26 protein-coding genes are annotated in these 20,421 nt (G+C 66.4%); 13 read left to right on the top strand and 13 right to left on the bottom strand.

What is annotated here, in order from left to right:
* Nucleotide 1: 1 nt before the first annotated feature.
* Complete coding sequence (locus tag CI805_RS04165) at nucleotides 2-655, top strand: RluA family pseudouridine synthase (protein WP_260926550.1); 654 nt, start codon at nucleotides 2-4, stop codon at nucleotides 653-655.
* Nucleotides 656-663: 8 nt separating this feature from the next.
* Nucleotides 664-1,092, top strand: coding sequence for an alternative ribosome rescue aminoacyl-tRNA hydrolase ArfB (gene arfB / locus CI805_RS04160; RefSeq protein WP_260926548.1), 429 nt, complete (start codon nucleotides 664-666; stop codon nucleotides 1,090-1,092).
* Between the two features lie 96 nt (nucleotides 1,093-1,188).
* On the opposite strand, the gene CI805_RS04155 is transcribed toward arfB, so the two are convergent.
* The 6 genes from CI805_RS04155 to dksA form a co-directional block, all read right to left on the bottom strand.
* Nucleotides 1,189-1,422, bottom strand: a complete 234-nt coding sequence (locus tag CI805_RS04155; protein WP_260926545.1) for a hypothetical protein — start codon at nucleotides 1,420-1,422, stop codon at nucleotides 1,189-1,191.
* Nucleotides 1,419-1,838 carry a DUF4112 domain-containing protein gene (locus tag CI805_RS04150; protein WP_260926539.1) on the bottom strand — a complete coding sequence of 140 codons (420 nt, stop codon included), beginning with the start codon at nucleotides 1,836-1,838 and terminating at the stop codon, nucleotides 1,419-1,421. The genes CI805_RS04155 and CI805_RS04150 overlap by 4 nt, the downstream gene beginning before the upstream one ends.
* 54 nt (nucleotides 1,839-1,892) lie before the next feature.
* On the bottom strand, nucleotides 1,893-2,948 hold the full coding sequence (locus CI805_RS04145; protein WP_260926536.1) for a hypothetical protein: 1,056 nt from the start codon (nucleotides 2,946-2,948) through the stop codon (nucleotides 1,893-1,895).
* Nucleotides 2,945-3,481: an ABC transporter substrate-binding protein gene (locus CI805_RS04140; RefSeq protein WP_260926534.1), complete on the bottom strand. Its 537-nt coding sequence runs from the start codon at nucleotides 3,479-3,481 to the stop codon at nucleotides 2,945-2,947. The genes CI805_RS04145 and CI805_RS04140 overlap by 4 nt, the downstream gene beginning before the upstream one ends.
* Nucleotides 3,482-3,572: 91 nt before the next feature.
* Nucleotides 3,573-3,947 carry a PilZ domain-containing protein gene (locus CI805_RS04135; protein ID WP_260926532.1) on the bottom strand — a complete coding sequence of 125 codons (375 nt, stop codon included), beginning with the start codon at nucleotides 3,945-3,947 and terminating at the stop codon, nucleotides 3,573-3,575.
* Nucleotides 3,948-4,147: 200 nt separating this feature from the next.
* The gene (dksA, locus tag CI805_RS04130; protein ID WP_260926530.1) at nucleotides 4,148-4,606 is read right to left on the bottom strand and encodes an RNA polymerase-binding protein DksA; all 459 of its coding nucleotides are present in this window, start codon (nucleotides 4,604-4,606) and stop codon (nucleotides 4,148-4,150) included.
* Nucleotides 4,607-4,983: 377 nt separating this feature from the next.
* Here dksA and CI805_RS04125 point away from each other — a divergent pair, with 377 nt between their 5' ends.
* Nucleotides 4,984-5,325, top strand: a complete 342-nt coding sequence (locus CI805_RS04125; RefSeq protein ID WP_260926528.1) for a hypothetical protein — start codon at nucleotides 4,984-4,986, stop codon at nucleotides 5,323-5,325.
* Nucleotides 5,326-5,329: 4 nt separating this feature from the next.
* On the opposite strand, the gene CI805_RS04120 is transcribed toward CI805_RS04125, so the two are convergent.
* The 5 genes from CI805_RS04120 to CI805_RS04100 are packed head-to-tail and all read right to left on the bottom strand — an operon-like array spanning nucleotide 5,330 to nucleotide 8,648.
* Nucleotides 5,330-6,466 (bottom strand): GNAT family N-acetyltransferase, encoded by a 1,137-nt coding sequence (locus CI805_RS04120; RefSeq protein ID WP_260926526.1) that lies wholly within the window; start codon nucleotides 6,464-6,466, stop codon nucleotides 5,330-5,332.
* Complete coding sequence (locus CI805_RS04115; protein WP_260926524.1) at nucleotides 6,463-7,260, bottom strand: glycerophosphodiester phosphodiesterase family protein; 798 nt, start codon at nucleotides 7,258-7,260, stop codon at nucleotides 6,463-6,465. The genes CI805_RS04120 and CI805_RS04115 overlap by 4 nt, the downstream gene beginning before the upstream one ends.
* Nucleotides 7,232-7,696, bottom strand: a complete 465-nt coding sequence (locus CI805_RS04110) for a RidA family protein (protein WP_260926517.1) — start codon at nucleotides 7,694-7,696, stop codon at nucleotides 7,232-7,234. Before CI805_RS04110 ends, CI805_RS04115 begins: the two co-directional genes overlap by 29 nt.
* Nucleotides 7,693-8,337, bottom strand: a complete 645-nt coding sequence (locus CI805_RS04105) for an HAD family hydrolase (RefSeq protein ID WP_260926515.1) — start codon at nucleotides 8,335-8,337, stop codon at nucleotides 7,693-7,695. Before CI805_RS04105 ends, CI805_RS04110 begins: the two co-directional genes overlap by 4 nt.
* On the bottom strand, nucleotides 8,334-8,648 hold the full coding sequence (locus CI805_RS04100; RefSeq protein WP_260926512.1) for a DUF3572 domain-containing protein: 315 nt from the start codon (nucleotides 8,646-8,648) through the stop codon (nucleotides 8,334-8,336). Before CI805_RS04100 ends, CI805_RS04105 begins: the two co-directional genes overlap by 4 nt.
* Nucleotides 8,649-8,672: 24 nt before the next feature.
* Between CI805_RS04100 and CI805_RS04095 the strand changes: the two genes are divergently transcribed.
* The 3 genes from CI805_RS04095 to spt all read left to right on the top strand — a co-directional run bounded on the left by CI805_RS04095 (nucleotide 8,673) and on the right by spt (nucleotide 10,792).
* On the top strand, nucleotides 8,673-9,035 hold the full coding sequence (locus tag CI805_RS04095; RefSeq protein ID WP_260926509.1) for a response regulator: 363 nt from the start codon (nucleotides 8,673-8,675) through the stop codon (nucleotides 9,033-9,035).
* Between the two features lie 127 nt (nucleotides 9,036-9,162).
* Nucleotides 9,163-9,402, top strand: a complete 240-nt coding sequence (locus CI805_RS04090; protein ID WP_260926507.1) for an acyl carrier protein — start codon at nucleotides 9,163-9,165, stop codon at nucleotides 9,400-9,402.
* A 163-nt stretch (nucleotides 9,403-9,565) separates the two neighbouring features.
* A complete protein-coding gene (gene spt, locus CI805_RS04085) occupies nucleotides 9,566-10,792 on the top strand; it encodes a serine palmitoyltransferase (RefSeq protein ID WP_260926505.1) in 1,227 nt (408 codons plus the stop codon).
* A gap of 214 nt (nucleotides 10,793-11,006) precedes the next feature.
* Here spt and CI805_RS04080 read toward each other — a convergent pair whose 3' ends face one another.
* Nucleotides 11,007-11,558 carry an NADPH-dependent FMN reductase gene (locus CI805_RS04080; protein ID WP_260926503.1) on the bottom strand — a complete coding sequence of 184 codons (552 nt, stop codon included), beginning with the start codon at nucleotides 11,556-11,558 and terminating at the stop codon, nucleotides 11,007-11,009.
* Nucleotides 11,559-11,658: 100 nt separating this feature from the next.
* Here CI805_RS04080 and CI805_RS04075 point away from each other — a divergent pair, with 100 nt between their 5' ends.
* Nucleotides 11,659-12,351 (top strand): aspartate/glutamate racemase family protein, encoded by a 693-nt coding sequence (locus tag CI805_RS04075; RefSeq protein WP_260926502.1) that lies wholly within the window; start codon nucleotides 11,659-11,661, stop codon nucleotides 12,349-12,351.
* 4 nt (nucleotides 12,352-12,355) lie between these two features.
* Here the strand turns inward: CI805_RS04075 and CI805_RS04070 are convergent, their stop codons facing one another.
* Nucleotides 12,356-12,997: a YqaA family protein gene (locus tag CI805_RS04070; RefSeq protein WP_260926500.1), complete on the bottom strand. Its 642-nt coding sequence runs from the start codon at nucleotides 12,995-12,997 to the stop codon at nucleotides 12,356-12,358.
* A 228-nt stretch (nucleotides 12,998-13,225) separates the two neighbouring features.
* Here CI805_RS04070 and CI805_RS04065 point away from each other — a divergent pair, with 228 nt between their 5' ends.
* Genes CI805_RS04065 through CI805_RS04040 form a run of 6 tightly spaced genes read left to right on the top strand, consistent with a single transcriptional unit; the run spans nucleotide 13,226 to nucleotide 20,360 of the window.
* Nucleotides 13,226-13,768 carry a hypothetical protein gene (locus CI805_RS04065; protein WP_260926498.1) on the top strand — a complete coding sequence of 181 codons (543 nt, stop codon included), beginning with the start codon at nucleotides 13,226-13,228 and terminating at the stop codon, nucleotides 13,766-13,768.
* Complete coding sequence (locus CI805_RS04060) at nucleotides 13,761-15,089, top strand: DNA-packaging protein (protein ID WP_260926496.1); 1,329 nt, start codon at nucleotides 13,761-13,763, stop codon at nucleotides 15,087-15,089. Before CI805_RS04065 ends, CI805_RS04060 begins: the two co-directional genes overlap by 8 nt.
* 48 nt (nucleotides 15,090-15,137) lie before the next feature.
* Nucleotides 15,138-18,389, top strand: a complete 3,252-nt coding sequence (locus tag CI805_RS04055; RefSeq protein WP_260926494.1) for a hypothetical protein — start codon at nucleotides 15,138-15,140, stop codon at nucleotides 18,387-18,389.
* A 56-nt stretch (nucleotides 18,390-18,445) separates the two neighbouring features.
* Complete coding sequence (locus tag CI805_RS04050) at nucleotides 18,446-19,639, top strand: phage portal protein (protein ID WP_260926493.1); 1,194 nt, start codon at nucleotides 18,446-18,448, stop codon at nucleotides 19,637-19,639.
* Nucleotides 19,636-19,944, top strand: a complete 309-nt coding sequence (locus CI805_RS04045) for a DUF6127 family protein (RefSeq protein ID WP_260926491.1) — start codon at nucleotides 19,636-19,638, stop codon at nucleotides 19,942-19,944. Before CI805_RS04050 ends, CI805_RS04045 begins: the two co-directional genes overlap by 4 nt.
* Nucleotides 19,941-20,360 carry an HK97 family phage prohead protease gene (locus tag CI805_RS04040; protein ID WP_260926489.1) on the top strand — a complete coding sequence of 140 codons (420 nt, stop codon included), beginning with the start codon at nucleotides 19,941-19,943 and terminating at the stop codon, nucleotides 20,358-20,360. Before CI805_RS04045 ends, CI805_RS04040 begins: the two co-directional genes overlap by 4 nt.
* The last annotated feature ends 61 nt before the right edge of the window (nucleotides 20,361-20,421 follow it).

Genomic DNA, 20,421 nt, shown 5'->3' with positions numbered 1-20,421 from the left:
TATGAAATTCGACATCCTCTTCGAAGACGGCGAAGCCCTCGTCATTGACAAGCCCGCCGGGCTGCCGCTCGACCGCCCTCGTGCCGGTGGCCCCGCGCTGGAAGACTACCTCGAACAGCTGACGCTCGGCTTCCAGCGCCTGCCCCAGCCGGTCCACCGGCTCGACCGCGACACCTCGGGCTGCCTGCTGCTGGCGCGCAATCCCAAGGCGCTGAAGCGCTTCTCCGCCGCCTTCGAGGAGCGGCAGGTTGAAAAGCGCTATCTCGGCATTGTCGATGGCGTGCCCGAGGAGGAGGAAGGCACCATCGCGCTGTCGCTCTCCAAGGTCAGCACCGAGAAGGACGGCTGGCGCATGATCCTGGCGCGCAAGGGCAAGCCCGCGATCACCCACTGGCGCCGCCTGGCCAGCCGCAACGGCGTGAGCCTGATCGAGTTCCGCCCGGAAACCGGCCGCACCCATCAGATCCGCGTCCATGCTGCCTCGGGCCTTGGCATGCCGCTGCTGGGCGATCCGGTCTACGGCTCGAAGAAGGGCGCGCCGCGCACGCTGCTCCACGCTGCGGGACTGACGATCGCACGCGGCGAAAAGCCGCCGATCGTCGCGGTCAGCCCGCTGCCCGCCGATTTCCTCGCGCTCGGCTTCAGCGAGGACTGAGGCACGCCGTGTCTACCAATGGCGCGTCCGCCGATGCCGTGGTCGAACGCGCGCAGGCTCTCGCGAGCGAGAGCTTCATCGCCTCGACCGGGCCTGGCGGCCAGAACGTCAACAAGGTGGCGACGGCAGTGCAACTGCGCGTCGACATCTATGCCCTGCGGCTGACCCAGCCGGTGTTCCAGCGCGTGAAGGAACTGGCGGGCAGTCGCATGACCTCGCGCGGCGAACTGGTGCTGACGGCGCGCCGCTTCCGCACGCAGGAAGCCAACCGCGCAGACGCCCGCGAACGGCTCGCCGAACTGCTGATCGAGGCACACAAGCTGCCCGAAAAGCGCGCGAAATCGCGGCTCAACCGGGTCGGCAAGACCGAGCGGCTCAAGGGCAAGAAACTGCGCAGTTCGGTCAAGGCCGGGCGCGGCCGAGTGCAGATGGATTAGAGCGGTCGATCCGGATGCGCCGGATCAACCGCTCTAAGTTTCTGGTTTGCCGCATTTTCCGAGACATCAGGTGATCCCACCTGATTAGAAAATGCTCTAATGGATCGGCGCGGCTGCGGGCATAGCCTCAGCTTGCGCGGAAGGCATATCCTGTGCCGCCGCAGTCGCTTCTTCCACCGGTGGCGGCTTTCGCGAATCGAGCATCGCGGCGGCATCGTCGAGCGCGCGGGCCTCGCCCATCGTCACCCCGCCCGGCCCCGGCGCATTGTCGGGCTTACTGCACCCGGCCAGCACCAGCACGCCTGCCAGCGCGACATATCCTGCTTTCACGCCTCGATGATCCTCGTTTCGGGATGGTGCCGGTCAAGATGACGGCGGATCATCTTGAGGTTACGGGTATTCGAGCGGAACAGGAAGTCGAACACGTCCCCCGCGAAGGGAATCGCGCCGATCGCAGTGTCGATGCCGACATTGCCGACCATGCGCGCCAGCTTCCAGCGCGACATGCCAAGGCTGCGCGCTTCCCAGACCAGATAGAGCCCGAGCAGCGCCGAGATCACGTCTCCCGCCACCGGTACGACGCCCACCACGGCATCGAGCCCGACGGCGCGGCGCAAGCCCGGAATGCGGATGCTGTTTTCGAGCAGGAACTCCATCGCCTCGATCCGCCGCCGGACGGAGGCCGGATCGCGCCCGGTCGGAAAATCGAACCGCATCCGACGCGCCGAACCGGAACCGGAAACCATGAACGTATCGCTCCCAACGCGAGCAGGCCCGAATGGCGCGGCTCGTCCTTTCGATTATTTGGGAAGCCAGGCCAGCGGCAACAAGGGGTGCCAGCCCCAGGCATTGGGGGCAAAGCCGTTGACGCTGCCGCGCACCAGCGACCAGCGGATCGGCGCCCCGAACGGGATATAGAGGTTGGCGCCGGTCAGTTCGCCTTCGGCCTGCGTCAGGAACGCCACGCGCTGGGCAGGATCGGTCGCCGCATCGGCCTGCTCCACCAGGGCGTCCGCCGCAGGGGCGCACAGACCTTGCGAGGCCTTGCACGAAAGCCGGTCGAGAAACCACTGCGCCTGCGGATAGCGCGCCACGGTATCGACCAGCACGAGGTCCGCGCCCTTCTCCTCCTGCGCCCGCTCCAGCGTGACACCGATAGTGGCAAGGTCGGCAGCGAGGCCGTCGAACAGCATGTCCGAGCCCTGCCCCGGAACGAGCCAGAGCGAGAGATGCGGGCCGTTGGCGGGCGGCGCGGAAGTCGGCGGTGTGGCTGGCGAAGATCCCGCTGGCGATTTGGGCGCGGCATGCGCCTTCGAGACCGGTGCCGAGACCGGCGGTGCCGCGGATTGCGCCGCCATCCACTGATGCACGCGCTGGCTGGCTATCGCGCGGCGCTCGTCGATGGTCTGCTGCTGCCAGCGCTCACCGACCGTGCCGGGATCGCCATCGAGGCCGGGCGCCACTACGCGACTGGTCGGCTGCCAGCCGCCGAACCCGAACACGCCCATCAGCTTGCCCCGGTCGATCGCCATGGCCAGCGCCTCACGGTTCTGCGGCGTCGCCAGAAAGCCCTTGTCGTCCATCACCTGCAAGCCGAGCAGCCCGATGACCGGATCGATCTGGATCGTGCCGCGCAGGATACCGACCGAGCGTGTCAGCGGGAAATCGGCCAGCCTGCCGCCCTGCACCAGATCGACCGCGCCTGCATTGAACCGTTCGACCGCCTCTGCCGCCGGCATCGCCACCAGATCGACCTTGCGGGCGCGGCTGGCCCAATCGTCCACTTCGGGCTGGCCCAGGCTGGAAGGGGCCAGCGGCGCCAGCACCGCCAGCCGCCCCTTGCGCACCGCCGTCATCGGGCCGCTGCCGCGATCCTCGTGAAACAGGCCAAGTTCGGGCTGGGCGAGCAGTTGCAGAAGATAGGGCGAGGGCGCGAGAGGCGGATCTCGATCACCCGGCTGGCCATGGCGCGCACCTCGTCGATCACCGCGAGATCGCGCCCCAGAGGCTTGTCGCGCTGCGAGCGAAGCGCTGCCTGCAACGCCGCGCGGCCCGAACGCGCCGTGATCGGATCACCGTTGCTCCAGTCGCCATCGCGCAGGCGGAAAATGTAGCTGAGCCCATCGTCGGTGACGATCCAGCGATCCGCCAGCGCGGGAACGACACGGCCCTGTTCGTCGAACGAGACCAGCCCTTCCGCTGTCGCTGCCAGCAGCAGGCGACGGGCGGGCGGCAGATCGTCGCCCTTCAGGAAAGGGTCTTCGCTCTGTCCGATGACAGCAACGCCCAGCGCCGAGCCATCGCTCTTGTGGCAGGCGCCCAGCATCAGCGTAGAAGCGGCGATCAGGCCAAGAAGGAGGAAGCGGGGCACGGACAGGGAAAGGGGCATGGCCATCAAGGGGTAGCCCATTTGCCGTGCGGTGCAATCGCGTGCCGCAAAAATCGTGATGCGGCCCGAAAAGACGCTAAAAGGCCAGCCCTCAGATTTTGCGCAGATTGGTGCTCTCGGGATTGTACTGCGCTTCGTAGTGCTGGACGAACCGCATTGTGCCCGGCTCTTCCGAAACGGAGGTGGTGGGCGCGCGGGCCAGCTTGGGATCGATCTCGGCCTCGAAGGCAATGCCGAAGCGGCTTTCCTGCACCCAGGCGACGGCACCCGATACCCAGCCGATATTGCGCAGCTTCACTTCGATCAGCGTTCCACGCAGCACATCGACCGCACCTTCGCCCATCATCCCGCCAGGCGAGAGATTGCGCACCCGTACACGGTGCTCGCCATCGCGCCCCTTCAGGCGAAGGTCCGCCATCAGGAACAGGCTGTCTCGCGCGATCTGTCTGTTATCGCCTTGCTGCATCGGGTCGTCCGCTGTCTTCGATCCTGCTTCCAATGGAAACCGCCGAGACGACCTCCACTATCGCATACGTGCATCTGCAAGAGCAGACACACGCATGTCCACTCCAAACTCTTTACGCCGGACCGACTAACGGAAACTTAATTCCGCTACCGGTCCAGCGCCAAGATCGGTTGCACCATACCACAGGATAAGGCCGCAGGTCAGTCGTCGCGTGAAACCTTCTCGCGACGTTCGTGCGCTTCCTGTGCCTCGACCGTCATGGTCGCGATCGGGCGGGCCTGAAGGCGGCCAATGCCGATCGGCTCCCCGGTCACTTCGCAATATCCGTATTCGCCTTCCTCGATCCGGCGGATGGCCGAATCGATCTTGGCGATCAGCTTGCGCTGACGGTCGCGGGTGCGCAGTTCGATACCCCAGTCGGTTTCGCTGGACGCGCGATCGTTGAGGTCGGGCTCCCGCAAGGGACCGTCCTGCAACTGCTGGAGCGTTCCGGCGGAAGCATCAAGGATGGAGCGCTTCCATGCCTGAAGCAGTCGCCGGAAATAATCCAGCTGTGCATCGGACATGTAAGGTTCGTCGTCGGCAGGAACATATCCTCCGCCGATATTCCGCTTCGCGGTGGCGAGGATGTCAATGTCGTCAGTCAGGGCCGTTGCCATTACTAGAGAATCTCCGCACAATTCCCCGTGGACCACCGGCGCCCTGCAGCCCCGGATTTTTCCAGTGGCTCCCCAGCAATCCGCAGTTCCGGGGCCTATAAGTCGCTGCTTTGCCCTGCACAAGCGCCTTAACGAAATGATCCACAAAAATGCCGGGTTTTCTGTCCGAATTGCATCCGTTCTGGATGCCTTGACAGTAAAACCGTTCAACCGACCTCGGGCACCACGCCGGACGCACAGCGTATCCGAGCCTTTGCCCAAATTCGCGTTAACCATTTATTGATCGGACCTGCGGCACCTTCCGGGGCGACAGATGCAAGGAAGGGTGCGGAGCCGACGCCACAGGTCGCAACGCACGAACAGGGGACGTTGCCACCATGGAATTCGCGATCATTAACCAGACTGACGCTTCACCGCTTGGCGCTCTCGCGGCTCAGGCCGAAAACCGCTTCATCGCCGACAGCCTCGCCGCAGCCGCCCTTGGCGATGCCGACGCCTGCTTCGATCTGGGCGTGACCTTCTCCACCGGCTCGCATGGGATGGCCTGCGATCTGGTCGAGGCGCACAAGTGGTTCAACCTCGCCGCGCTCTCGGGCCATGAGGACGCCGCCGGTTGCCGCGCCGAAGTTGCCGACGAGATGACCGCGCGCGAAATCGCCGAAGCCCAGCGCCGCGCCCGCGAATGGCTGCGCGCAACGTCGACACGCAAAGCCGCCTGAAATCTCAGTCGCGCCGGAACGGCGTATGCTCGCCAAGGCGTAGCTGGTCGCTGGCGACGCCTGCCCGCTCCTGCTCCAGATAGTCCGCGATCGCGCTGCGCAAGCCTGGATGGGCGATGTAATGCGCCGAGACCGTGCGGACAGGCTCGTAGCCGCGCGCCAGCTTGTGGCCCCCTTGCGCGCCGGCCTCGACGCGCGAGAGGCCGCGCGCGATGGCCGCGTCGATCGCCTGATAATAGCACAGCTCGAAGTGCAGGAACGGCTTGTCGATGCTGGCGCCCCAGTAGCGACCATAGAGCGCATCGGCGCCGATGAAGTTCAGCGCGCCCGCCACCGGCTCCCCGTCGATCCGGGCGAGCACCAGCAGGATGCGATCCGCCATCGTCTCGCCCAGCAGCGAGAATGCCGCGCGGGTCAGGTAGGGATGGCCCCACTTGCGCGCGCCGGTATCCTGATAGAATTCCCAGAACGCATCCCAGTGCTCCTCGCGCAGGTCCGCGCCGGAAAGGTGCTCGATTGTCACGCCTTCCTGCGCCTTCTCGCGCTCCTTGCGGATATCCTTGCGCTTGCGGGACGACAGCGCCCCCAGGAACCCGTCGAAGTCGGTGTAGCCCCGATTCTCCCAGTGGAACTGGATATCCTCGCGCAGCAGCCAGCCCGCCTGCTCGAACACCGGCACCTGATCGGGCTCGATGAAGGTCGCGTGCGCGGAGGAAAGCCCGTTCTGGTCGCACAGTGATTCGGCGGCGCGCAGCATCGGCAGCAGCAGGTCGTCGCGGCGAGACAGCACGCGCGGACCGGTGGCGGGCGTGAACGGCACCGCGATCTGGAGCTTGGGGTAATAGTGCCCGCCCGCGCGCTCCCAGGCATCGGCCCAGGCATGGTCGAACACGTATTCGCCCTGGCTGTGCTCCTTGAGATAGGCGGGCATGGCCGCGATGAGCGCGCCATCGGGCTCGGCAATCGTCAGCGGCACCGGAATCCAGCCGCTGCGCCCACCGACACTGCGCGAGGTCTCCATAGCGCTGAGGAAATCGTGCGAGACGAAGGGATTGCCGCCATCGGTCAGCGCGTCCCACTCCCCGGCAGGCAGCGCCGCGACCGAATCGTGGATCCGGGCGATGACGTCCGTCCCGCTCACGCCGTCACGCCGACCTCCTGCCGGCGGACGACCTCGCCCTCGAAAATATCAGTATCGGCATGGTCGAGCGCGCGATCGCGATGGTCCGGCGTGCGCACCGTCCAGGTGGCAAGCATCATGCCCCGGCGGCGCTGCGCGGCGGCAAAGCGGCTGGGCAGGTCGCGGATATCGTAGGCGAGGAAATCGGGGCGGGCATGCCACAGCGACAGACGGCGGCGGATCTTGCCCGCCAGCGCACGGTCATCGCCTTCCGAGACGATCAGCCCGCGCACGGTGTGCGACGAATGACGGCGGAACCATGCGCAAACGCGCGGATCGAAGCTCATCACCGCGTGCTCGCCGACATAGCCTTCCAGCACCCGACGCACGGCAAGGCAGATCGCCGCGACGCGCTGCTGCGGCCCCACCTTGACCTCGATCAGCACCGGGACACGGCCTGCCACTTCGGCCAGCACATCGCGCAAGGTCGGGATCGTCTCGGACGTCCCTGCCAGCGTCAGCGCGCCAAGCTGCTGCGCGGTACGGCGCGAGGCGCGACCGGAATCTCCGGTCAGACGCTCCAGCGTATCGTCATGAAATACCACCGCGCGCCCGTCGCTGGAGCGCTGGACATCGAGTTCGATGCCTACGCCCGCCGAGACGGCACGCGCGAAGGCGGCGCGGGAGTTCTCGGGAACCCCCGCGTCGTGCAGGCCGCGATGCGCGAAGTCCTGCGCCCCGATCCAGTCCACCCGCGAAGGCGGCGGGACCGGCGCAAGCCAGCGATCAAGCAGGGCGAACGGCAATGACGGCATCCACTTCGACAGCGGCGCCCAGCGGCAGCACCGGCACGCCCACGGCGCTGCGGGCGTGCTTGCCGGCATCGCCGAACACCGCGACCATCAGCTCCGAGGCGCCGTTGGCGACCTGCGGCTGCTGCGTGAAATCGCCGGCCGAGTTGATGAACACACCCAGCTTGACGACGCGCTCAACGCGATCGAGCGAGCCCAGAGCGGCCTTGAGCTGGGCCAGCAGCATCACACCGCAGGCCTGCGCGGCCTCGACACCCTGCTCCAGCGAGACATCCTCGCCCAGACGGCCGGTGACGAGCTTGCCCTCGACGAAGGGCAGCTGGCCCGAGACATGGGCAAGGCCGTTCGATTCGACCACCGCGACATAGGCGGCGACCGGCGCGGCGGCGACGGGAAGGGTCAGGCCGAGTTCGGCAAGGCGGGCGTCGATGTCACTCATGAGTCTGCAAAGTCCTTCTGGTCGTCGTTCAGCTTCGCGAGAAGCCAGGGTAACGCCTCAGCCCAGTCATCGATCCGGGCGTGGGCATGGCCTGCCTTGAAAGCGCAGGCGATGTGGGGGGCGAGCACCGGTTCGGCGCACAAGTGCAGCCGGGTGACATGGGGCGTCACTTCGGCGACCGAGCCATGATGCTGCGAAAGATCGTCGATGAAGATCGCGCGCTCGGGCTGGTATTCGTCGAGGATCGCCTTGAGCGCCGGGCCTTTCGGCCCCTGATTCGTGTAGATCGGCAGATCGAGCCCGAAGGCCGCCAACTGCGCCTTGCGCGAATTGCGGCGGAAATCGAGCAGGTTGGTCAGCACCACCACGTCGGCATGGCGCTGAAGCTCCGTGATCCCCTCGATCGCGCCCTTCACGGCGGTCTGGCGGGCCATCTCGGTATCGAAGAAGGCATTGAGCAGGCGCCAGACGTCTGCCGCCGGAACCGTGCCGCCGCCGTCGATCCACGTCATCGAATCGGTGAAGTCATTGTGCTTCATCCGGAACTCGACGCCCTGCGATTCGGCCAGCCAGTCGCGGAAATGCGCGACCATGTGCAGCAGCACCTCGTCGCAATCGGTGATGATCAGCGGACGGCTCATGCCCCCAATCTCCCGCGCGCGGCGGCCAGTTGCGCAGGCGGCACGCCCAGCGCCTCTGCCGCTGCCACCAGATCGGCTTCGTAGGCGCAGAGGAAATCGAGCACGGCCTCCAGCGTCGCCGGTTCGCCCAGCGATTCGCGCAGCGAATCAGGCGTCAGCCCGGTCATGCTCAGGAACCGCCCGGCCCGGTCGGCATCGCCCAGCACCCAGCCGAGCGCGTTGAGCGCCAGCGCCTGAGCGTCGGGGGCGGGTTGTGGCGGCTCTCGAAGAATTGTCAGCCTCGTTTCTCTGGCATAGAGCTGTGCGTACAACTCTAGATGGTGTCCGGGCGTCGAATGGCAAAGCGAATCCTCGTTGTCGAGGACAACGATCTCAACCGCAGGCTGTTTTGCGACGTTCTTCGCGCACAAGGCTTCGCCGTGGAGCCGGTGGCGGACGGGCTGGAGGCGCTGGACGCCGCCCGCCGCTTCGTACCCAACCTCGTCATCATGGACATCCAGCTGCCCAACGTCTCCGGGCTGGACCTGATCGAGGCAGCCAAGAAGGACCCGGTGCTGCGCACGATCCCCGTGCTCGCCGTCACCGCCTATGCGGGCAAGGGCGACGAGGAGCGCATCCGCGAGGCGGGCGCCGAGGGGTATCTGGCCAAGCCGATCTCGATCGGACCGTTCATGCAGGCCATCCGGGCGCTCCTGTGATGCACTCTATCCCATTCCCCCTTTTCCCTCTCAGCCCACCGGCGCTTGACTTTGCGACGCCACGCCGCTTTTGCGCCGCAATTCGCGGCCAGAGAGCCGACTAGACCCTTTCGGAGTTTTTGAGACCATGGACCGCGCAGAGACCTCAGAGCGCATTGCCGCGCTGATCGAGCCCTTCAACAAGAAGGGCGTCACCGTGACCGACGCGACCCGCTTCACCGACGATCTCGAATTCGACAGCCTGACCGTGATGGACTTCGTCGCCGCGATCGAGGACGAGTTCGACATCATCATCTCGATGAACCAGCAGGCCGAGATCGAGAACTACGGCCAGCTCGTCGACGCCGTGGTCAAGCTGCAGGGTTGAAGCTCTTTTTGGGAAATGCGCGGTTGCGCATTTCCAACGCGGCACCGGCCCTCGCCCCCACCCGACCTCCCGCAGGGTACTATCGTCGGGAGGTCGGGTGGGGGCGAGGGCCGGTGCCGCAAAATCCACCCTTGGTGGATTTTCAATACCCAGGAAAATACCGATGACCGAGACCACCGAGACCACTGAATCCAAGGACCTGTTCAGCAAGTTCGATCCGCTGATCCAGATGCGGACCGACCTGCTCTCCACCGGCGTCACCGATCCGTTCGGCCTCGTCATGGAGCGCGTCGTCTCCCCCACCGTCGCCATGTGCAACGGACGCGAGACGATCCTGCTGGGCACCTACAACTACATGGGCATGACGTTCGATGCGGACGTGATCGCCGCCGGCAAGGCCGCGCTCGACGATTTCGGCGCGGGCACCACCGGCAGCCGCGTGCTCAACGGCACTTATGCGGGCCACAAGGCGGTCGAGCAGGCGCTTTGCGAGTTCTACGCCATGGATCATGCCATGGTGTTCTCCACCGGCTACCAGGCGAACCTGGGCATCATCTCGACCATCGCGGGCAAGGGCGACTACATCGTCCTCGACATCGACAGCCACGCCTCGATCTGGGACGGCTGCAAGCTGGGCGATGCCGAGATCGTACCGTTCAAGCACAACGACATCGACGCCATGGAAAAGCGCCTCAAGCGCATTCCCGAAGGCGCGGGCAAGCTGGTGATCCTCGAAGGCGTCTATTCGATGCTGGGCGATATCGCCCCGCTCAAGGAGATGATCGCGGTCGCCAAGAAGTACGGCGCGATGGTGCTGGTGGACGAGGCCCACTCGATGGGCTTCATCGGCCCCAACGGGCGCGGCGTGGCCGAGGATCAGGGCTGCCTCGATGACGTCGATTTCGTGATCGGCACGTTCTCGAAGTCGGTCGGTACGGTCGGCGGCTTCTGCGTCTCGAACCACCCCAAGTTCGAGATCATGCGTCTGGTCTGCCGTCCTTACGTGTTCACCGCCAGCCTGCCGCCCAGCGTCGTCGCCACCGCCGCGACCTCGGTGCGCAAGCTGATGAACGCGGGCGACAAGCGCGCGCACCTGTGGGCGAACTCGAAGGTGCTGCACAAGGGCCTGACCGACGCGGGCTTCCAGCTCGGCACTACCGAGCCGCAGAGCGCGATCATCGCCGTCGTCATGCCCGATCTGGAGCGCGGCGCGATGATGTGGGAAGCGCTGCTGCACGAAGGTCTCTACGTGAACCTCGCGCGTCCCCCGGCGACCCCTGCGAACATGACGCTGCTGCGCTGCTCGCTGTGCGCCGAGCACTCGGCCGAGCAGGTGCAGACGATCATCGGCATGTTCACCCGCGCAGGCAAGGCCGTCGGCATCATCTGATCCGGCCTTCACGATGACGCAAAAACGCCGCCGCCTCCCCACCGGGACGCGGCGGCGTTTTCGTATGCCGTGCTGTCTGTCTGGAAAATGCCCGGATAGGCATTTTCGGTTCGGCACCGGCCCTCTCCCCCACCCTGCCACCCAACGGTAGTATCCTGCGGGTGGCAGGGTGGGGGAGAGGGCCGGTGCCGCAAAATTCGCGGCGCGCGAATTTTCAGCTCACATGCGCGTCCACCAGCGCGAGAAAGGCCTTCATCCAGCCGTCGAGGAAGCCTGCCGAGCCCTCGCCCACCGCGCCGCTGTCGTCGAGCAGGGTGTCGCTCCACTGCACGAAGGCCTCGGGCTGGTTCAGCGTGGGCATGTCGAGATAGGCCAGCACATTGCGCAAGTGCTGCTGCGCCAGCGCCGTCGCCACCTTCCCCGGCGAAGTGCCGATCACGCCTGCGACCTTGCCGCCCCACACGCTCTTTCCATAAGGACGCGACCCCTGATCAAGCGCGTTCTTAAGCACGCCGGGGATCGAGCGATTGTATTCCGGCGTCACGAAGATCACCGCATCGGCGCTCGCCACCGCCTGCTTGAACGCGGTCACTTCCGCTGCCGGGGCGCCATCGGCATCCTGATCGTAGAGCGGCAGCGTGCCGATATCGGGGAACACGAAATGATGCCCCGCCGCCGCGGGCAACTTCGTCAGCGCCTCGCCCAGCTGGCGGTTGAACGATCCGGCGCGCAGGCTGCCGACGATGATGGCGATACGATAGGCCATGCAGATCTCCCTGGAGGTTGCGAACGCCTCGAACGTTTCACAAAACAGCGCGGCGCGGTAGACCTGCCGCGCTTCACTTTCGCACGAAAGGCGTGACAGCTTGCGGACAATCGGCCTGATCGGCGGCATGAGCTGGGAAAGCTCGGCCGAATACTACCGCATCCTCAACGAAGGGATTCGCGACCGGCGCGGGCCGACGGCTTCTGCCAAGTGCCTGATGTGGTCGTTCGATTTCTCCGAGATCGAGGCCTTGCAGCACGCGGGCGACTGGGCCGCGCTGACCGAACGCATGATCGATGCGGCGCGGCGGCTGGAGAGCGGCGGCGCGGACGTGCTGCTGATCTGCACCAACACGATGCACCGCATGGCACCTGCGGTGGAAGCCGCCGTCGGCATCCCCCTGCTCCACATCGCCGATCCCACGGCAGAGCGGATCAAGGCGGCGGTCCTCAGGAAGGTCGGCCTGCTCGGCACTGCCTTCACGATGGAGCAGGGCTTCTACAAGGGCCGCCTGACCGAGCGCCACGGGCTCGACGTGCTGATCCCCGAGGCAACGGACCGCGAGACGGTCCACCGGGTGATCTACGAGGAACTGGTGGCGGGCAAGGTCCGCCCCGAATCGCGCGAGGCCTATCGCGCGGTGATCGCCCGGCTGGTCGCGGCAGGGGCCGAGGCGGTGATCCTGGGCTGCACCGAGATCATGCTGCTGGTCGAGCCGCAGGACAGCGCCGTGCCGATGTTCGACACGACCGCGCTGCACGCAGCAGCGGCGGTCGATTTCGCATTGGGGTAATTCTTCAGGCGGCGGGCATGTCCAGCGTGGCATGCGCGCACTTGGCATCGGCCTGCTTCGAGCCGCCGCCGAGCAGCGAGACCGCCAGGAAACCGACCAGCACTGCGGCGACGAACGCCACCGTCACCTTGCCCAGATGCTTGTCGATCACCGCCTTGATCGGCGCGCCGAACAGACGGAACAGCACGCCCACGATCATGAAGCTGATCGAGCGCGAAACAATGCTGGCGCCCAGGAACACCCACAGGTTCATGCCGATGAACCCGGCGGTGATGGTGATCAGCTTAAAGGGGATCGGCGTCGCGCCCTTCACGATGATGATCTCGGCGCCGTAGGTCCGCAGATAGCAGGCGGCGGTCGGGAAGCTCTGCTCCAGATGGAGCAGGTGCAGCAGCGCATGGCCGAACGCGGCATAGGCGAAGTGGCCGATGGCATAGCCCAGCAGCCCGCCCGTGACCGAGGCCAGCGTGGCGATCGCGGCATAGCGGATCGCCTTCTTCGGCTCGGCCAGACACATCAGGCCCAGCAGCGGATGCGGCGGCACCGGGAAGAAGCTCGCCTCCATGAACGCGAACAGCGCCAGCCACCACCCCGCGTGGCGGTGCGCCGCCTTGGCCATGGTCCAGTCGTAAAGGCGACGAAGCATTCGACGTATCATCCCGCAAGAAATCCCGGCGCCGTGCCTAGAGGGGAATGATCCGGCTAACAAGGGATCGCACCAAGCGAACCGTTTTGGTTATTTCAACTTGACATCAGACATTCATATTGGTACATAACAGAAACATTGCCGCTCACTCTGCCCGAATCGGGTCGCGGCCTCTTCCGAAACTCGCTCCCTTCGTTTCGTCCCCTTTTTCGCAATGCAGGATACCCCATGGAAAAGCCGAACCCGGCTTCGCCCGGTGGCGCCGCGCGTCGCCGCAAGACGAAGACCCCTGCCCCCAAGGTCGAGACCTCCACCGACGATGCTGCGGCGGCAGACAACGCCAAGCCTAACGCGCACTGGCGCGGCGTGTTTCTGGCCGCGCTGGCCGAAACCTCGAACGTCACGGCGGCGGCTGCTGCGGCGGCAGTCCCCCCCAGCCGCCCCTACAAGGTCCGCCGCGAGGAGCCCGAATTCGCCCGCCTGTGGTATGCCGCGTTGCTCGAAGGCTACGAGAACCTCGAAATGGAAGTGCTCCAGCGCCTGCGCTTCGGTGAGGGCAAGGACGATGCCGTGCGCTTCGACAACGCCGCCGCGCTGCGCCTGCTCGGCCTGCACCGCGAGACCGTAGCGCGCGAACGCGCCCTGCGCGAGGACGAGGATGTCGCCGCCGTGCGCGCCTCGATCGATGCCAAGCTGGAGCATCTGCGCCTGCAGGTGGAGGCCCGTCGCCTTGCCGCCGCGAACCCGGACGGAGATCCCGCAGATGGCTGAGGCAGACCCGCTCGACTGGATGGCCGGGGCCGAGGCGACCGAGATCGACGCGCTTGTCGCCTCGTTCTCGCGCGCCGAACAGCGCGCCTGGCGCTGGCACTGGAAGCTGTGGGCACGCCCCGCGCAACTGGCCCCGGCGGGCGACTGGCGGCTGTGGCTGATCATGGCCGGGCGCGGCTTCGGCAAGACCCGCAGCGGCGCCGAATGGGTCCGCCAGATCGCCGAGAGCGATCCTGCGGCGCGCATCGCCCTTGTCGGCGCGAGCCTTGGCGAAGTGCGCGCGGTGATGGTGGAAGGCGAGAGCGGGCTGCTGTCGGTCGGCCCGCGCGAACAGCGCCCGCTCTACGAATCCTCGCTGCGGCGGCTGACATGGCCGAGCGGCGCGCAAGCCATGCTCTATTCCGCCGCCGAGCCCGAATCGCTGCGCGGCCCCCAGCACAGCCACGCCTGGTGCGACGAGATCGCCAAGTGGGACAATGCCGCCGCCCGCGCCACCTCGGCCTGGGACAACCTGATGATGGGCCTGCGCCTTGGCGAACGCCCGCAGGTTCTGGCGACGACCACGCCGCGTGCCGTGCCGCTGCTGACCCGCCTGCTGGCGAGCGAGGACGGTGCCGAAGTCATCGTCACGCGCGGCACCACCTGGGACAACCGTGCCAATCTGCCGACGCGCTTTCTGGACGCGATGCGCCGCCTGTTCGGCACCAGCCAGCTCGGGCGGCAGGAACTGGAAGGCGAGATGCTGGCCGAGGCCGAAGGCGCGCTGTGGAGCCGCGCGCTGCTCGAACAGTGCCGTGAAGGCGCAGGCCCGGAATGCGTCCGGGTGATCGTCGGCGTCGATCCCCCTGCCTCGGCGGGGGGCGATGCCTGCGGGATCGTGGTGGTCGGCCTCGATGCCAGCGGCAGCGCGCATGTGCTGGCCGATGCCTCGGTGGAGAAGGCCAGCCCGGAACGCTGGGCGCGCGCCGCCGCCGGTGCGGCGCAGGCCTGGCAGGCCGATCGCGTCGTCGCAGAAGCCAACCAGGGCGGCGCGATGGTCGCCTCGGTCCTGCGCGCCGCCGATATTTCGCTGCCCCTGAAGCTGGTCCACGCCAGCCGCGGCAAAGTGGCCCGCGCCGAACCCGTCGCCGCGCTCTACGAGGCGGGCCGCGTGTTCCACGCCGGATACTTCCCCGCGCTGGAAGACGAAATGTGCGGGCTGATGGCCGGTGGCACCTATGAAGGCCCCACCCGCTCCCCCGACCGCGCCGACGCGCTGGTCTGGGCGCTCAGCGACCTGATGCTCGGCACTGCCGCCACCCCGCGCGTCCGTATGACCTGATCCTGCCCGCTTTGTCCCTTTTCCCCTTTTCACGAGGCACCGCCAGACATGAGCATCGACCTGATCGCCCGCGGCCTTGCCGCCCGCACCACCAGCAGCGCGGAAGCGGCGCGGACAAACGCCGTGACCGCCCTGGCCTCGGCAACCGCTGCGGCCGGTTCCGCCGTGACCGCAACCAATGCCGCCTCGGCCCTGACGGGTGCCGTCGCACAGATCTCCGCCACGGTCGGCTCGCTCATCCGCGCGAATCTGCTGTCGCTGGAGGCCGGAATCGCCGCACCCAAGGTGATGACGTTTTCGTCCACTGCCGGGCGCTGGCGCCTGACCGCATCGGGGTTCGCCATCTGCGCGGCCAACGAGGAACGCCTGTGCTATAACAGCTCGGGCCAGTTCCTCGGCGCGATGCTGCAACCTGCGGACACCTATCGCTCGGCACCGTGGCACGACACGGCTGCGCCGCATGCGGCCACCGATCCGGCTTATCTCGTCAAGTCGCAGGCCAGCGATACGATCGCTTATGCGGGCAGCCATACCGAGGCCGATATCTTCGGCACGACCGGCAAGGGCGCTGTATGGACGCAGGGCACTGTCAACAGCGGGCAGCTGTCCGCTCCAAATGCCGTCACCGGAACGGCAGCGTCGGTCGCCGACATCATCCGCACGCATGCCATCGTCGCCATCGCGCCCGGATCAGTAGGCGCAAATACAATAGCATTCGGCAGCAGAACGGCGGCCAGTGCTTTTGACGCAGCCACGTACTCGCACGACGCCGCAGGCGCGATCACCGGCTTCACCGAGGCATGGGGTACGCGGCGCTGCGGCTATTACGACCTCGGGATGCTCAATGGCAAACGCTGGACGTACCTTTGGGTTGATACCTATGTGAATGCCGCTGGGTCGCTGTATTATCCGGTGTTCTTGATGACCGGAACACTCGACACCGGCAGGAAAGTCCACATCTGCGAGATGATGGTGCAGCGCAATCCGACCTCGGCCCCCGCTGCCGTGCCGGTCTGCGCCGCCAACAAGACGTTTGCAGCGGACACCATCAACACCGGGATTATGCAGCAGGTCGGTTACATCATGCCGCATATCGCGGCGGCGCGTTCGCAGGCACCGGGCGGCCAGATCACCGCGCCCGCCATCACCATCGGCCTGCCCTACCTGCCGATCGAGAAGGATATCCGCGTCGTCCAGAGCACCGAGACGGCTGATCGCTCCGGCATCCTGCACAACGGCAACGAAGCGCTCTATTTCACCCCGTTCAAGACCCCGACGCTTCATGCACTGGTGCTTGGTCCGTCTCGCTTTCCGCATCCCATCGGCACGTACGGCACCGGCAAACTGGCGGTCAGCCAGCAAGTCCGTTCAGTGTTCCAGAAGCGGAAGGAATTTCTCCCGATCACCCAGCGCCTGACCAGCGTTCTGACCGGCAGCTACGACATGGATGGGATCATTGTCGCATCCCTCACCGATACGTCTCCCGGCCTCTGGCAACAGGTGGGCATCGGGGTGGCGGCATACCGGTCCATAGCTGTGCAGGCGAGCAACGACATCGCCATGACCAGATGCCTGTTTGCAGGCGCTCATCTGGGTAACAGCCGTTCGCGCAAATATCTCCAGAACGATCAGACGGACGAGAGGTGCGTGTGGGCCGGGCAACCTATCGTCACGGTATCCGCAGGCGGCCCGAGCAATGCCGGATCCTCCGTCAGCTTCGCGGGCTCTTTCGGAACGCGAATGGCACGCTTTTTGGCGCCCTTTGCAACTGTATCCTCGCAGGGGAACACCACCGGCAGCAAGATCAACCTCAACGTCAACGACGTGGGGTACGATCTCATCTGGTCGGATGGCATCAATGTTGGCTCTGGACTGTTCCTGAATGGCACGGGCCACCGCCGCTTCGGTGGCCGCTTCACCTGCTATCCCGCTCTCAACCTGTGGCAGAGCCGCAAGGAGTTCGAGGTAAATCGCTATGACGGCAACGGGTGGGTCGCCTTTTCGGCATCGGGCCTCACGGTCGACCAATTGCCGCACGGCCGGCCAGCAACGATGGTTGGCACCTACGATTTCACCGCAGGAACGCTCGACGCCAGCAAGATCAACGCCGACAAGCACCACATCGTGCGATACTGGGAACGCGGCGATACCTCGCTGTACGACAAGGCCGGATACCAGTGGCACGCGGCGCAGCAGGAGCATATCAACCAAGACGGATCGTGCTGGACCTCCTATCCGCTTCAGAACGAGGTCTACGTCGTGGAGGGCGATGGCATCGCCGTTCGCCTGTACTACGACTATGGCTACTGGCCCTCATCCGGCGCTGGATACGTCTCCACGCCTAATGCGCCTGCCGCTTCCAACACCGGAACACACGCCGACAACTTCCAGCCCAATGCGGGCGCGGTGTCGATGTATGGCTGGCGCGAGGAAGGCGTGTTCCTGTGCAACGAAGGTCAGGGACCGTTCCTGCAGGGGAGTTCCAGCGGCGCCGCTAATGGGGCGGACTTCGGCGATTGGGAAACCAGCAAGTCCCTGTTCGTTCTGGCCACGAATAACCCCCTGCGGTTGGAATACCCGAAATATGCCGGAGCGCAGCTCGCACTCCGGAACAGCCTGATCGTCCAGGGTGCGCAGTCCTTCCGCGACATCAATGGTAGCGGTGGATCATGCTTCGTCACCGCCCAGGGGGCCAATGCCGTGGCCGTGTTCGACAACGCCTGGATCGCCACCACTTCGGCAACCGGGCAGAACATCGCCAGCGGCGCCACGGCAACCGGCACGATCAACCGCCTTCCGGCATCGACCGTCAAGGGCGGGACGTTCACGCACGCAACAGACCCCCAGGCCCGTAATCTGGTGGCCCCTGCGTTCTGGGATCCTATCTCGGAATTGCCTTTGCTGAGCGATCCATGGCGCTTTCAGGTTTCTGCACACGCCGGACAGCTTGTCGGTGTGGATTTCAATGCCGTCATCGACACTGCACGAAACCGGCATCGCCCGTGGCTGGCGCTGATCGAGAGCGATCTGCTGACACCGTACTTTCGCCCCGCCGACTTCATCGCAACGGCGACAGTCGGCGGATCGACGGTGCCTGCCGCAACAGCCGTCGGCACGGTGATCGCGACGGGCATCAAGGCGACCGGCTTCGACGTGCTGCAGGGCGGCCACCGGCGCGGTTACTTCGCGCTCGATGCGGCGGGCAACCTGAGCGTCGCCAAGGCCCTGACCGGCCTGAACGATGTGTTCCTCCTGCGCACCGCACTGAACGAGACGATCCTCATCGATGTGACGGCCTGACCGGTACGACGGCCCGAACCGATCGCTCTCCTCCCACTGCTTCCGAAAGGAGTCCCATGCCTTTCCTTGACTCCATCCTCGCCGCCTTCAAGGGCGCGACAGAACGTCCTCCGCTGTCGCGTGCGCCCAGCATTCCTTGGTATGCCTGCGCCGAAGCGCCGGGGCGCCCGGCCTTCGACTATCGCACCGCGATCCATCACGCCTATCTCCATAACCCGGTCGCCCAGCGCGCGGTGCGCCTGGTGGCCGAAGGGCTTGGCGGCGCGCCGTTGCGGCAGGGCGATCCCGCGCTGACCGCACTCGTCACCGCCACCAGCGCGGGACAGGCGCTGCTCGAAACGCTGGCGGCGCACCTGCTGCTGCACGGCAATGCCTATGTGCAGGTGATGAAGGACGCGCGCGGGCGCCCGGTCGAGCTGTTCGCGCTGCGGCCCGAGCGGATCGCCATCGTCCCCGACGAGGACGGCTGGCCCAGCGCCTTCGCCTATACCGTGGGCGGGCAGCAGATCGCGATCCCGGCGCTGGACGAGGACGCCGCGCCCAACGTGATCCACATCCGCCACTTCCACCCGGCGGACGATCACTATGGCGCGGGATGCCTTGCCGCCGCCGATCAGGCAATCGCCACGCACAACGCTGCCGCAGAATGGAACCGCCAGCTGCTGGAGAACGCCGCGCGGCCCTCGGGCGCGCTGGTCTACCGCAACGAGGACGGCAACAGCCTGACCCCCGACCAGTTCGACCGGCTCAAGGCCGAACTGACCCACGCCTTCGCCGGTGCCGGGAATGCCGGGCGGCCGATGCTGCTGGAAGGCGGCCTCACCTGGCAGGCGATGGCGATGACGCCCGCAGACATGGACTTCGCGACGCTGAAGGCCGCCGCCGCGCGCGACATCGCGCTGGCTTTCGGCGTGCCGCCGATGCTGCTCGGCCTGCCCGGAGATTCGACCTATGCGAACTACCGCGAGGCCAACCGCGCGCTCTGGCGCCTGACGTTGCTGCCGATGGCCGCCAAGATCTTCGCCGCCCTTGGCGAGGGGCTGGCCCCGTGGTTCCCCGAAGCCGCGCTCGCCGTCGATCTCGACCGGGTGCCCGCGCTGGCGGAGGACCGCGAGAAGCTGTGGTCGCAGGTCAGCGATGCCGACTTCCTCGACCCATCCGAAAAGCGCGCGCTGCTGGGCCTGCCCGAACGCATCGAGCCAGATCGCATCGAGCCGCTTGAGACCCGCAGCAAGGAGAACATTTCATGAACAATGGTGAGATGCTGGCCGGGCTTCTGGCGCAGGCCCGTGCCTCCGGGTCCGACCTCGTGACCCTGCGCGCCATCGTCGAGGAAGCGAGCGAACTGGGTTCGCAGCGCATGCTTTCCCGCCTCGGCCTCGATGACGAGACCGCCATCGGCGATCTCTCCGAACTGCGCGAGTTGCTGCAGGCCTGGCGCGATGCGAAGGCCAGCGCGACGCAGGCGGTGGTCGGCTGGGCCGTGCGTGCGGTGCTGGCGCTGCTGCTGCTCGGCCTCGCCTATCGCTTCGGCGTGGCGGAGATCATCCGATGACCGCCGCTGCCTCCGGCCCCTTGCGCTTTGCGGGTTACGCCGCGCTGTTCGACCGCCGCGATGCCGGGCGCGACACCATTCGTCCCGGCGCTTTCGCCCGCACCATCGCCGAACACGAAGGACAGGCCCCGGTGCCGCTGTTCTGGCAGCACCGCCCGGACCTGCGCATCGGCTGGGTCGAGCGGCTGGCCGAAGACGCGCGCGGCCTGCGTGTGGTCGCCATGATCGACAACCCGGAAGGCGCGGCGGGCCTTGCGCTGCGGCGCGGGACAGTGAGCGGCCTGTCGTTCGGCTACCGCGCCCGCTCCAGCCGCCACAATGCCGAAGGGCGCGAACTGCTCGATCTGGAGCTGTTCGAGGTGAGCCTCGTCACCCACCCGATGCAGCACGGCGCACGGGTGCATCTGGTCTCCTGACCTCGCCGGTTGCTTCCACTGCCAACGCACAATCGATGCCCAACGCCGCCCAGTCGCGGCC

The organism is Novosphingobium sp. 9 (assembly GCF_025340265.1).
Taxonomy (GTDB): Bacteria; Pseudomonadota; Alphaproteobacteria; order Sphingomonadales; family Sphingomonadaceae; genus Novosphingobium.
This window is presented reverse-complemented; position numbering and strand designations above follow the sequence as displayed.